Source organism: Georgenia sp. H159, from assembly GCF_035607575.1.
In the GTDB taxonomy this organism is placed as follows: domain Bacteria; phylum Actinomycetota; class Actinomycetes; order Actinomycetales; family Actinomycetaceae; genus Oceanitalea.
This window is the reverse complement of sequence record NZ_JAYDZY010000008.1, coordinates 127,122-139,135: the sequence shown is the minus strand read 5'-3', so window position 1 is coordinate 139,135 and position 12,014 is coordinate 127,122. Positions and strand designations below refer to the sequence as shown.

Below are 12,014 nucleotides of genomic sequence, written 5' to 3'. Positions count from 1 at the left end.
GTGCGTGCGCCGGTCAGTTACCGGTCAGCTTCTCCCGCAGAGCGGCCAGCGCCTCGTCCGAGGCGAGCGTGCCACCGGCCTCCTCCGGAGCGGAGGTGTAGGTCGTCGGGGCAGCGCTGCTGGTCGAGGAGCTCGACGAGCTCGACGAGCTGGTCGTGCTCGACGCCTCGACGTCCGCCTCGGCGGCGGCCGCAACCTGCTTCTTGTGCGCCTCCCACCGGGCGTGGGCCTCGGCGTACTGGGCCTCCCAGGCCTCGCGCTGCGTCTCGTAGCCCTCGAGCCACTCGTTGGTCTCGGGGTCGAAGCCCTCGGGGTACTTGTAGTTCCCCGCCTCGTCGTACTCCGCGGCCATGCCGTACAGCGACGGGTCGAAGTCGTCGCTGCTCGGGTCGACGCCCTCGTTGGCCTGCTTGAGGGACAGCGAGATCCGGCGACGCTCGAGGTCGATGTCGATGACCTTGACGAAGACCTCGTCACCGACCTTGGCGACCTGCTCGGGCACCTCGACGTGGCGCACGGCCAGCTCGGAGATGTGGACCAGGCCCTCGATGCCGTCCTCGACACGCACGAACGCGCCGAAGGGGACGAGCTTGGTGACCTTTCCGGGGACGACCTGCCCGATCGCGTGGGTGCGGGCGAAGGCCTGCCACGGGTCCTCCTGCGTCGCCTTAAGCGACAGGGAGACGCGCTCGCGGTCCATGTCGACGTCGAGAACCTCGACGGTGACCTCCTGGCCGACCTCGACGATCTCGCTCGGGTGGTCGATGTGCTTCCAGGACAGCTCGGAGACGTGGACGAGACCGTCGACGCCACCGAGGTCGACGAACGCACCGAAGTTGACGATCGAGGAGACGACGCCCTGGCGGACCTGGCCCTTCTGCAGGGTCTGCAGGAAGGTGGACCGGACCTCGGACTGCGTCTGCTCGAGCCAGGCGCGACGCGAGAGCACGACGTTGTTGCGGTTCTTGTCGAGCTCGATGATCTTCGCCTCGAGCTCCTTGCCCACGTAGGGCTGGAGGTCGCGCACGCGGCGCATCTCGACGAGCGAGGCGGGGAGGAAGCCGCGGAGGCCGATGTCGAGGATGAGTCCACCCTTGACGACCTCGATGACGGTGCCGGTGACGACGCCGTCCTCCTCCTTGATCTTCTCGATCGTGCCCCAGGCCCGCTCGTACTGGGCGCGCTTCTTCGACAGGAGCAGCCGGCCCTCCTTGTCCTCCTTCTGGAGAACAAGGGCCTCGATCTGGTCACCGACGGAGACGACCTCGTCGGGGTCGACGTCGTGCTTGATCGACAGCTCGCGAGAGAGGATGACGCCCTCGGTCTTGTAGCCGATGTCGAGGAGGACCTCGTCCCGGTCGACCTTGACGACGGTGCCCTCGACGATGTCGCCATCGTTGAAGTACTTGATGGTCTCGTCGATTGCGGCGAGGAGCTCCTCGGCCGAGCCGATGTCGTTGATCGCGACCTGCGGGGCGCTCGGCTGAGTGGGCGTAGTGATGGTCATTGAGTTACGGACTCCGATGCGGACAGGGAATAGTGCGGATATGGGATGTCGGGGCGCACCCCGCGACCCACCACACGCCCAGCGGAACTGTTCGGTCCACCAAGGTGTCGCCAGCCGCGAGCACACGTCACCGCTGGACGAGTCTAGTTGCCTCGGCCCCGTGGGACAAGAACGAGCACGACGGCGCGCCGCCCGCGCCGTCGTCGTGCTCGGCGGACCGGGACGAGCCGGGCTCGCGCGCGGTCAGGCCAGCGTGTTGGCCACCTTGATGAGCTCGGCCGGGACACGCTTGGACTTGCCGGCCACCTCGGCGAGCGGGACGAGGACGACCTCCTCCCCGCGCAGGGCGGTCATCACGCCGGTGTAGCCCTGCTGCAGGGCGTCGACGGCGGCGACGCCGAAGCGCGAGCCGAGGATGCGGTCCGAGGGCAGCGGCGTACCCCCGCGTTGCACGTGACCGAGCACGGTGACGCGGGTGTCGAAGCCGGTCCGCTTGGCGATCTCCTCGGCGACGCGCTCACTCACCGCGCCCGAGACGATCTCCCCGAACTTCCCGTACCTCGTCTCCCACTCCATCGAGCTGCCCTCGACCGGCACTGCGCCCTCGGCGACGACGACGATCGAGAAGGAGGCGTGCGCCCGGTGCCGGTGCTTGAGGAAGCGCACCACCCTGTCGATGTCGAAGGGCTCCTCGGGCGTGAGGACGACCTCCGCGCCGCCCGCAATGCCCGCCTGGACCGCGATCCAGCCGGCGTCGCGACCCATGAGCTCGACGACCATGACGCGGTTGTGGCTCTCCGCGGTCGTGTGGATGCGGTCGATGGCCTCGGTGGCGACGTGCACCGCCGTGTCGAAGCCGATCGAGCGGTCGGTGCCCGCGACGTCGTTGTCGATCGTCTTGGGGATGGCGACGATCTTCACGCCCATCTCGGCGACCTTGCTCGCCGCGTGCAGCGTGCCGTCGCCCCCGATGCAGATGAGCGCCTCGACGCGCTCCGCCTCGAGGGTCGCCTGCACCGCCTCCAGGCCGCCGTCGGCGCTGTGCGGGTGGTAGCGGGCCGTCCCGAGGAGGGTCCCACCGGTGTCGAGGACACCGCGGATGTTGTCGCGGGTGAGGGGCTGGACGTCGCCCTCGGCGACACCCTTCCAGCCGTTGCGGAAGCCGATGATCGAGTGCCCGTACTCCCCGATGCCGTGCTTGACGACCGCTCGGATCGCCGCGTTGAGACCCGAGCAGTCGCCACCGCCGGTGAGCAGACCGATGCGCACGAACTTCTCCTCGATGTCGGGGGGCGCCACGGGGGCGCGAGACCTCGGCCAGCCTAACGGCGGGACGGTCGCCCGCCGCGCGGCGAACGTCCCAGGCGCCGGGCGCGGGCCGCGGCGGGGCAGGATGGGCCCATGAGAGGTGCCGGGTTCTGGGACGTGGACGCCGCGGCTGCGGCCCGGGCGACCGGGCGGTGGTGGAGCGAGAACGCCGAGGAGTACCTCGGTGAGCACGGGGAGTTCCTCGGCGACGCCGACTTCCGCTGGTGCCCGGAGGGCCTCCGGGAGGAGGACGCGGGGCTGCTCGGGGACCTGTCGGGGCAGCGGGTGCTCGAGGTCGGCGCCGGTGCGGCCCAGTGCTCGCGCTGGCTGGCGGGCCGGGGGGCGCGGGTGCTGGCGACGGACGTGGCGCCCGGGATGGTGGCCCAGTCGGCGGAGCTCGACCACCGCACCGGGACCCACGTGCCGGCCCTCGTCGCCGACGCCCGCGCGCTGCCGCTGGCCGACCGCAGCGTGGACGTCGCGTTCACGTCCTTCGGCGCGATCGCCTTCGTCCCCGACGCCGCCCGGGTCCACGCCGAGGTGGCGCGGGTGCTGCGGCCCGGCGGGCGGTGGGTGTTCGCCGTCGTCCACCCGGTGCGGTGGGCGTTCCCCGACGACCCGTCCCCCGCCGGGATGCGCGTGCTCCGCTCGTATTTCGACCGCACCCCCTACGTGGAGGTCGACGACGACGGCGCACCGGTCTACGCCGAGTACCACCGCACCCTCGGGGACCACGTGCGTGAGGTGACCGCGGCGGGGCTCGTCCTCGACGACGTCGTCGAGCCGGAGTGGCAGGAGGGCAACCAGCAGGTCTGGGGCGGCTGGGGGCCCGTCCGCGGCCGCTACCTGCCCGGCACCGCCATCTTCGTCACCCACCTGCCGGCGTAGCCGCACCCCGCACCCGGCACCGGCGGGTCCGGTGCGCGGTCTCAGTGGGCGGCGTCGTGCCAGGAGCGGCCGAGACCGACGGAGACGTCGAGGGGCACCTGGAGGTCGGCGGCGGCGGCCATGTGCTCGCGGACGAGCGCCTCGACGGCCTCCTCCTCCCCCGCTGCGACCTCGAGGACGAGCTCGTCGTGCACCTGGAGGAGCAGCCGGGAGCGCAGACCCGCCGCGTCCAGCGCACGCTCGACGTTGACCATGGCCACCTTGATGATGTCCGCTGCGCTGCCCTGGATCGGCGCGTTGAGGGCCATCCGCTCGGCCATGTCGCGGCGCTGCCGGTTGTCGCTCGTGAGGTCGGGCAGGTAGCGGCGCCGACCCATGATCGTCTGGGTGTACCCGGTGCGCCGTGCCTCGTCGACCACGCCGGCGAGGTAGTCCCGGACGCCGCCGAACCGCTCGAAGTAGTCGTCCATGAGCGTGCGCGCCTCACCCACCTCGATGCGCAGCTGCCGGGACAGGCCGAAGGCCGACAGCCCGTAGGCCAGGCCGTAGCTCATCGCCTTGATCTTCGCGCGCATGGCGCTGGTGACCGCGTCGGTGGGCACCTCGAAGACCCGCGACCCGACGTAGGAGTGGAGGTCCTCCCCGCTGCGGAAGGCCTCGACGAGGCCCGGGTCGCCGGAGAGGTGGGCCATGATCCGCATCTCGATCTGGGAGTAGTCCGCCGTCATGAGCGTGGCGTACCCCTCGCCGACGACGAAGCCGCGCCTGATCCGCTGCCCCTCCTCGGTCCGCACTGGGATGTTCTGCAGGTTCGGGTCGGTCGAGCTCAGCCGTCCCGTCGCCGCGATGGTCTGGTGGAAGGTGGTGTGGATGCGACCGTCGGGGGCGACGGAGCGGAGCAGCCCCTCGACGGTCTGCCGCAGCCGGATCGCGTCGCGGTGGGCGAGCAGGTGCGCGAGGAAGGGGTGCTCGGTCTTGGCGAAGAGGTCGGCGAGGGCGTCGGCGTCCGTCGTGTAGCCGGTCTTCGTCTTCTTCGTCTTCGGCATGTCCAGCTCGGTGAAGAGCACCTCCTGCAGCTGCTTCGGCGAGGAGAGGTTCACGTCGTGGCCGATGACGGCGTACGCGGCGGAGGCTGCGTCGTCCACGGCCGTGCCGAACCGCTTCTCCAGCTCCTGGAGGTAGCCGAGGTCGGCCGCGATGCCGGCACGCTCCATGCGGGCCAGCGCCCCGAGGACCGGCAGCTCGAGCTCGGCGAGCAGGTGGCCGGCGCCGCGGTCCTCGAGCTCGGTCTGCAGGCCGGTCGCGAGGTCACGGACGGCCGCGGCCCGCACGCCGGCCTGCCGGCCGGCGTCGGACTCGTCCAGCACGAGCATGCCCTGCCCGGAGGCGTCCTCGTCGGCGGACAGCTCGCGGCGGAGGTACCGCACGGACAGGTCGGCGAGGTCGTACCGCCGCTGGTCCGGGCGGCAGAGGTAGGCCGCGACGGCGGTGTCGAAGGCGACGCCCGCGAGCTCGAAGCCACGTCCGGCGAGGGCGTGCGTCGCGTCCTTGGCGTCGTGGAGGGCCTTGGGCGAGGCAGGGTCGGCGAGCCAGGCGGCGAGCACGGACTCGTCCTCGGGGCCGACCTCGGTGAGGTCGATGGTCACCGCCGTGCCGGCGTCGTCGGCGATCGCCAGGGCCCACGCGTCACCGCTCCCCTGCGCCGCCGTCCCGGTGACGTCGACGCCGAGGAGCCCCGACCGGCGGGACCCCAGCCACCCGGCGAGCTCGCCGGCCACGAGGGCGGTGACGTCGGTGTCGATGCCCTCCTCGGGTGCCTCGGGCGACTCGGCGGGGAGGCTGGCGAAGAGCCGCTCGCGCAGGACGGCGAACTCGAGCGCGTCGAACACCGAGTGGACGGCCTCCCGGTCGATGGGGCGGCGGAAGAGGTCGTCGACCTTGACCGGCAGCTCGACGTCGGTGAGGAGGCGGTTGAGCTTGCGGTTGAGCGCCACCTGCTCGAGGTTGTCCCGCAGCGACTGGCCGGCCTTGCCCTTGATCTCCTCGGCGCGCGCGAGCACGCCTTCGAGGCCGTCGTAGGTGGTGATCCACTTCGCGGCGGTCTTCGGGCCGACGCCCGGGACGCCGGGGAGGTTGTCGCTCGACTCGCCGACGAGCGCGGCGAGGTCGGGGTAGAGCTCCGGCGCCACCAGGTACTTCTCGGTGACGGTCTCCGGCGTCATCCGGGCGAGGGAGGAGACACCCTTGACGGGGTACAGGACCGTGACGTCCCCTCGCACGAGCTGGAAGGTGTCGCGGTCGCCCGAGCAGATGAGGACGTCGAGGCCGTCGGCGGCACCCTGGGTGGCGAGCGTGGCGATGATGTCGTCCGCCTCGTAGCCCTCCTTGGTCAGCGACGGGATCCCCATCGCGTTGAGCACCTCGACGATGAGGTCCACCTGCCCCTTGAACGGCTCGGGCGTCTTGTCCCGGGTGGCCTTGTACTCGCTGTACTGCTCGGTGCGGAAGGTCGTGCGCCCGGCGTCGAAGGCCACGGCCACGTGCGTGGGCTGCTCCCCCGCCAGCAGGTTGATCAGCATCGAGGTGAAGCCGAAGACGGCGTTGGTCGGCTGTCCAGTGGTCGTGGAGAAGTTCTCCACCGGGAGCGCGAAGAAGGCGCGGTAGGCCATCGAGTGGCCGTCGACGACGAGGAGGCGGGGGCGGTCGGTGCTCGTGCTCACGCCCCAACCCTAGGCGTCCGCACCGACACCGCAGCACCGCCTCCCGCTACACGAGGTCCCCGGGACGACGGTCCCCGTCTCGGCGATGCGGGAGGAGCCCTGGTCATTGGCGATCTCGAGGGTGGTGACGTCGGTGGCCAGGTCGCGCGTCACCCGCCAGTGGTGCTCACCCGTCTCCAGCGGCACGGTCTCGAGCTCGGGGGCGGCTTCCGGCTCGCCGAAGGGCCGCAGCTCGTCGTCCTCGGGGCGCGGGGCACGGACGGGCAGGTGGAAGGCGCTGACCCCATGCGCACCGTGACCGTCGCCGCCTCCGGGGCCGGCCAGACGAGCGGCCAGTACGACGTCGAGATCGACAGCCTCAGCCGGTGGCCCTGCGGGAACGAGTTTGCGATGCCGTTGAGCGGGACCTGGACCCGGTAGCTCCGTCCGGGTTCCATGGGCTGGGGGTCGGCGGACCCGTCCCGGTAGTGAAGTTGAGCACGCCGTGGGTGATCCGGGTCGCCTCGCCGTCGCGCCCCACGTCGGCCAGCCGTCGGAGTCGCCGCTCCCGCGCTCCTTGCTGTCGGGTGCCCACGACACAAGTACGCCCGCCGACGGGCCGCGGCCGGAGAGGCCGCCGCGCCGTGGGAGGCTGGGGCCATGACCGGCACGAACCCCGACCTGCTCGATCACCTGCAGGCCACCGTGGGCCACCTGGGCACCCTCACCGAGCGACTCGGCATCGAGTTCCTCAGCGCGAGCCCGGAGCGTGTCACCGCGCGGATGCCCGTGGAGGGCAACACCCAGGTGGTGGGGCTGCTCCACGGCGGGGCGTCCGCCGCGCTCGCCGAGACGGTGGCGTCGGTGGCGGCCGCGCTCCACGCGGGTGACGGCCGCAGCGCCGTCGGTGTCGACCTCAACGCGACCCACCACCGGGGCGTGCGCTCCGGCTGGGTGACCGCCGTCGCGACCCCCCTGCACCGGGGCGGACGGATGGCGACCTACGACGTCGCCGTGGAGGACGAGAACGGGCGGCGCGTGTGCACCGCCCGTCTCACCTGCATGCTCGTCGACACCCCGTAGGCGGCGACGAGCCCGCCGTTACTTGCTGCCGACCTGGTCGATGACGGCGTCGGCGACCTCGCGCATGGTCAGGCGTCGGTCCATCGACGTCTTCTGGATCCAGCGGAACGCCTCGGGCTCGGTGAGACCCATCTTCGTCATGAGCAGGCCCTTGGCGCGGTCCACGCGCTTACGGGTCTCGAAGCGCTCGTTGAGGTCGGCGATCTCAGACTCGAGGGAGCTGATCTCCTGGAACCGGGAGATCGCGATCTCCAGGGCCGGGAGGAGGTCCGCCGTCGTGAACGGCTTGACGACGTAGGCCATGGCCCCCGCGTCACGCGCCCGCTCGACGAGCTCGGTCTGGGAGAAGGCGGTGAGCATGACGACCGCGCAGGTGCGGTCCTCCATGATCTTCTCGGCCGCCGAGATGCCGTCCATCCCGGGCATCTTGACGTCCATCACGACGACGTCGGGCTCGAGCTCGCCGACGAGCCGCACCGCGGTCTCACCGTCCGGAGCCTCCCCGACGACGTCGAAGCCGGCCTCCTTGAGCGTCTCGACGATGTCGAGACGGATGAGCGTCTCGTCCTCGGCGACGACGACGCGCCGTGCCTCCCCCTCCGGAGCCTTGGGCACGTCCTCGCGGACGGGCAGGACGATGTCATCGGCAGTGGCAGCCTCGGTGGTACCGGCTTCGTTGTTCTCACTCACGGCCGCTAGCCTACTCGGTGGGCGGCGCACACCGCTCGACGCCGCCCCGATAGCCCAACCGGCAGAGGCAATCGGCTCAAACCCGATCCAGTGTGGGTTCGAATCCCACTCGGGGCACCGGTGTCGCCACCGTCACGCTCCTCACCCGGCGTGCGACGTTCCGGGCTCCCTGGCGATCATGACGCAGATCAGTGACGATCTAGGAGCCGGAGCCGCGCTGGTACCACAGCACCACGTCACTCACGCGGATCGAGCCGTCGACCGTCATGAAGTAGACCGTGTTCCTTGAGCCGGCCTCGAACCGCGTGCCACCGATGGCTTCCCATACGCCGTCAACGATGTTCGTCATGTTGGTGGCCGTGCGCTGGCCTTCGCTCTGGCTCTGCCACCGCTGCGGATCATTGACCCCGAACTGGTACCGGACGTTCGACGACAACGGTGTCACTCGCCACATGAGGACCGGCTTGGCCCGGAACGTGCCGACGGTGAAGTCCGACGGGAGGTCGAACGCGAGATCCTGTCCGTCGAGGTGACCGCTGAGCTCGAATGCGCCGTCGTTCAACACCTGGTAGTCGGTCATGCTCGCCATATCGGCATCTCCATCGCCCGTCGCAATGAGCGGGTCGGCCCTGTCCCGAAGCGACCACGTCCCTCGCGAGGACCCTAGAAGCGCAGCGTCACGAGCGCGTTACCGCCGTCGAGTGCCGTGGCGCACGAGACAGGCGTCCACCGCCGTCGGACCCTTGACACTCAAAATGTGAGCCTTCACACTTCGGGACCAGGCGCGAAAACGGGGGTTCATACGTGCTGGTGACGGTGACGCTCGTCGGACGCGGCAACGAGGCGGCGCGAGGCAGAGCCGCTGAGGTGCCCTGGCGCCACAGGTTCTGACACCCACGAAGGAGTGCGCGATCGCCATGGCCCGAGCGACTACCCAACGACGGCGTTCCCGCGTCGTCGCCACCGTCACGCTCCTCACGCTCGGTGCCGGCGCGTTCACCGCCACCGCGGCGCGGGCCGAGGTGACCGACGGCCTGGTGCACCACTTCAGGCTCGACGAGACCAGCGGAACCACCCTGGCCAACTCCGGCAGCGCCGGCGCGGCCGCCGACGCCACGCTCATGAACCCGGACAAGGCCGCCCTCACGGGCGACGGTGTGCGGTTCAACCCGGAGGCGTACGAGAGCGCCCTGGACGGAGCGTACGTCGCGCTGCCCGACGACCTCACGGCCGGCATGTCCGAGCTGACGGTCGACTACGACGTCTGGGTCGACCCGGCGAGCGTCGGCCACCACCAGATGTGGAGCTTCGGGAGCAAGTCGGGATCGTGCGACGCCGACGAGGGCCTGCTGGGCTCCATCGTCGCCTCGAACACCTCGAGCCGCCCCGGAGCCCGCTTCCGCGTCACCGTGGGCGAGACGAACGTCCAGCAGGACGGCGTCCATCTCCTCGAGGGCGCCTGGAAGCACGTCACGTACACCCAGTCGCTGAACGAGGACGGCGTCACGTGGACGGGGACCGTCTACATCGACGGCGTGCAGCAGATCCAGGCCACCGACCTCACCACGCCGCCCTCCCTCGACGCGGCTGAGGGGACGAGCTGCAACTTCCTCGCCCGGTCCCAGCACTCCGGGGACTACTCCTTCCGCGGCACGCTCAACGACTTCCGCGTCTACGACCGTGCTGTGAGTCCCGACGAGGTGACCGAGCTGGCCGAGGAGACCAACGCCGCCGGCGCCCAGGCGGACGCGGCGGCCATCGACCTCGGTCTGACGAGCGCCATCGTCCGGGACATCGTGCTGCCCGACGTGGGCTCGGTGGCCGGCTCACAGATCACCTGGACGAGCTCGGACCCCTCCGTCGTCGAGGTCGACACCCCGCAGGCCACCGCCCCGAAGGTCGCGGTCACGGGCCGGGTGACGCGCCCGGCGGCCGGCGAGCCCGACGCCACCGCGACGTTGACGGCCACGGTGAGCAAGGGACCTGACGCCGTCGAGACCCGCGCCATCGACGTCGTCGTGAAGGCCGAGTTCGACGACGCCGAGGCCGTGGACCGCGACACCTACGACCTGACGCTCTACGCCACCGACAGCGTCCGTGGACACATCACCCTGCCCGCCGAGGGAGAGTTCGGCTCCACGATCACGTGGGAGTCCACCTCGGAACTCATCACCCCCACCGGCGAGGTCACCCGTCCGCCCTACGGCCACTCGGCGGTGGCGGCGACGCTGACGGCCACGGTCACCAAGGGTGGCTCCTCACAGACCACGTCGTTCGACGTCACCGTCGAGCCGCTGCCCCGCGAGGAGGAGTACGAGCGCTACTTCCTCGGCTACTTCAAGGGCGAGAACATCGCCGACGGCGAGCAGATCATGTTCGCCACGTCCAACGGGAACACCGCGCTGGACTGGACGGGACTGACCGGAGGCCGCCCCTCCCTCATCTCGCAGCTCGGGGACCAGGGCCTGCGGGACCCGCACATCGTCCGCTCCCCCGACGGTGACACCTTCTACATGATCGCCACCGACCTCAACTGGTACGACCAGGGCGGCTACCAGATCAACGACACCCAGCACATCGAGGTGTTCGAGTCCAACGACCTGGTCAACTGGACGCCGCAGCGTCACGTCAAGGTGGCGCCGGACGACGCGGGCAACGCCTTCGCCCCGGAGTCGCTGTGGGTCGAGGAGATCGGCGCCTACGCGGTGTTCTGGGCCCAGTCGCTGTGGGACGACCCCGTCAACCGCACTGGCCAGGGCAACGCGCAGATGTGGTACAACGTCACGCGCGACTTCCAGACGTTCTCCGAGCCGCAGGTGTGGCAGAACCCGTTCCCGCGGTCGTCGATCGACACGACCGCCCTCCGGGTCGGGGACTACTACTACCGAGTGACGAAGGACGAGGCGGGCAACGCCGGGTCAGACCTCTTCTCCGAGAAGCACACCGACTTCCTCGACAGCAACCTGGACAACTGGGTGCTCCTCGCCCCGGCCCTCGGTCGCACCACCTGGGACCCGGACCAGGGCTACGAGGGACCGATCCTGTTCGAGGCGAATCCCGGTGACACCGCCTGCCCCGGGCAGTTCTACCTCTGGGGTGACCGGTACACGAACGGCGGCGGGTACCAGGCCGCGTGCAGCGACGACATCGAGGCCGAGACCTGGGACGCCCGGGAGATCACGATGACGAACGCCGGCGTCCCACGTCCCCGCCACGGGACCGTCATCCCGATCACGCTGCGCGAGTGGAACGACATCCGCGGCATCCCCAACAGCGACGTCACCACCACCACCGAGCTGGCCGTCGACGAGGACGGGCTCGTCGCAACGGCCACCGTTGACGCGGAGGACACCTTCGAGACCGGTGGTGAGGTGCTCTTCACCGCGGGCGACTGGTCCCAGACCGTCCACCTCGACGAGGGTGTGGCGTCGGTCGCCCTGCCGACCGGTCTCCCCGGTGGGGACCAGACCGTCACGGCCGAGTTCCTGGGCTACGACATCCTCGAGGCGTCCGAGGCCAGCACGGTGATCACCGTCGTCCCGCAACCGACGGAGACCCCGACGGAGCCGCCGACCGAGGAGCCGACCGAGACCCCGACCGAGACCCCGTCGACCCCGGGGCCCGGCGGCCCCGGGAACGGATCGGGCGAGCTGCCGAGCACCGGCGCGAACCTCGCCGCGGCCGCACTTGGCGCGGCGCTCCTGGCGCTCGGCGGACTCGTCCTGGCCGTGCGCGACCGTCGCGAGCTGGCCGTCGTCGAACGCTGAGGACGCCCACGCGACACGGATCCGCAGCGCGAGCCACCACCGTCCACCGGTGGTGGCTCGCGCATGCGCGTC

At 70.7% G+C, this 12,014-nt stretch carries 10 protein-coding genes and 1 tRNA gene; 4 read left to right on the top strand and 7 right to left on the bottom strand.

Features of this window, described 5'->3' with window-relative positions:
* Window positions 1-13: 13 nt before the first annotated feature.
* Window positions 14-1,507 carry a 30S ribosomal protein S1 gene (rpsA, locus tag VR894_RS13010; RefSeq protein ID WP_324652165.1) on the bottom strand — a complete coding sequence of 498 codons (1,494 nt, stop codon included), beginning with the start codon at window positions 1,505-1,507 and terminating at the stop codon, window positions 14-16.
* Between the two features lie 243 nt (window positions 1,508-1,750).
* Window positions 1,751-2,776 carry an ATP-dependent 6-phosphofructokinase gene (locus tag VR894_RS13005; RefSeq protein ID WP_324652382.1) on the bottom strand — a complete coding sequence of 342 codons (1,026 nt, stop codon included), beginning with the start codon at window positions 2,774-2,776 and terminating at the stop codon, window positions 1,751-1,753.
* A gap of 132 nt (window positions 2,777-2,908) precedes the next feature.
* On the opposite strand from VR894_RS13005, the gene VR894_RS13000 reads away from it, so the two are divergent.
* The gene (locus VR894_RS13000; protein ID WP_324652164.1) at window positions 2,909-3,703 is read left to right on the top strand and encodes a class I SAM-dependent methyltransferase; all 795 of its coding nucleotides are present in this window, start codon (window positions 2,909-2,911) and stop codon (window positions 3,701-3,703) included.
* Between the two features lie 41 nt (window positions 3,704-3,744).
* Here the strand turns inward: VR894_RS13000 and polA are convergent, their stop codons facing one another.
* From polA to VR894_RS12985, 3 genes are read right to left on the bottom strand one after another with little or no spacing between them, the layout of a single operon-like run.
* Window positions 3,745-6,372: a DNA polymerase I gene (polA, locus tag VR894_RS12995; protein ID WP_416380841.1), complete on the bottom strand. Its 2,628-nt coding sequence runs from the start codon at window positions 6,370-6,372 to the stop codon at window positions 3,745-3,747.
* 60 nt (window positions 6,373-6,432) lie between these two features.
* Window positions 6,433-6,576, bottom strand: coding sequence for a hypothetical protein (locus VR894_RS12990; protein ID WP_324652160.1), 144 nt, complete (start codon window positions 6,574-6,576; stop codon window positions 6,433-6,435).
* Window positions 6,573-6,860 carry a CocE/NonD family hydrolase C-terminal non-catalytic domain-containing protein gene (locus tag VR894_RS12985; RefSeq protein ID WP_324652158.1) on the bottom strand — a complete coding sequence of 96 codons (288 nt, stop codon included), beginning with the start codon at window positions 6,858-6,860 and terminating at the stop codon, window positions 6,573-6,575. The genes VR894_RS12990 and VR894_RS12985 overlap by 4 nt, the downstream gene beginning before the upstream one ends.
* A gap of 202 nt (window positions 6,861-7,062) precedes the next feature.
* On the opposite strand from VR894_RS12985, the gene VR894_RS12980 reads away from it, so the two are divergent.
* Window positions 7,063-7,485, top strand: a complete 423-nt coding sequence (locus VR894_RS12980; RefSeq protein WP_324652156.1) for a hotdog fold thioesterase — start codon at window positions 7,063-7,065, stop codon at window positions 7,483-7,485.
* Between the two features lie 18 nt (window positions 7,486-7,503).
* Here VR894_RS12980 and VR894_RS12975 read toward each other — a convergent pair whose 3' ends face one another.
* Window positions 7,504-8,124 (bottom strand): ANTAR domain-containing response regulator, encoded by a 621-nt coding sequence (locus VR894_RS12975; protein WP_324652380.1) that lies wholly within the window; start codon window positions 8,122-8,124, stop codon window positions 7,504-7,506.
* A 94-nt stretch (window positions 8,125-8,218) separates the two neighbouring features.
* Here VR894_RS12975 and VR894_RS12970 point away from each other — a divergent pair.
* Window positions 8,219-8,292 (top strand) — tRNA-Leu (locus VR894_RS12970).
* Between the two features lie 82 nt (window positions 8,293-8,374).
* On the opposite strand, the gene VR894_RS12965 is transcribed toward VR894_RS12970, so the two are convergent.
* Window positions 8,375-8,764, bottom strand: coding sequence for a hypothetical protein (locus VR894_RS12965; protein ID WP_324652155.1), 390 nt, complete (start codon window positions 8,762-8,764; stop codon window positions 8,375-8,377).
* Between the two features lie 328 nt (window positions 8,765-9,092).
* Here VR894_RS12965 and VR894_RS12960 point away from each other — a divergent pair, with 328 nt between their 5' ends.
* Window positions 9,093-11,942, top strand: a complete 2,850-nt coding sequence (locus VR894_RS12960) for an immunoglobulin-like domain-containing protein (protein WP_324652153.1) — start codon at window positions 9,093-9,095, stop codon at window positions 11,940-11,942.
* Window positions 11,943-12,014: the final 72 nt, after the last annotated feature.

Coding starts and splice junctions, on each gene's coding strand:
- rpsA (WP_324652165.1), bottom strand. CDS start 1,507: ATGACCATCACTACGCCCACTCAGCCGAGCGCCCCGCAGGTCGCGATC.
- VR894_RS12960 (WP_324652153.1), top strand. CDS start 9,093: ATGGCCCGAGCGACTACCCAACGACGGCGTTCCCGCGTCGTCGCCACC.
- polA (WP_416380841.1), bottom strand. CDS start 6,372: ATGGCCTACCGCGCCTTCTTCGCGCTCCCGGTGGAGAACTTCTCCACG.
- VR894_RS12985 (WP_324652158.1), bottom strand. CDS start 6,860: ATGGAACCCGGACGGAGCTACCGGGTCCAGGTCCCGCTCAACGGCATC.
- VR894_RS13000 (WP_324652164.1), top strand. CDS start 2,909: ATGAGAGGTGCCGGGTTCTGGGACGTGGACGCCGCGGCTGCGGCCCGG.
- VR894_RS12980 (WP_324652156.1), top strand. CDS start 7,063: ATGACCGGCACGAACCCCGACCTGCTCGATCACCTGCAGGCCACCGTG.
- VR894_RS12965 (WP_324652155.1), bottom strand. CDS start 8,764: ATGGCGAGCATGACCGACTACCAGGTGTTGAACGACGGCGCATTCGAG.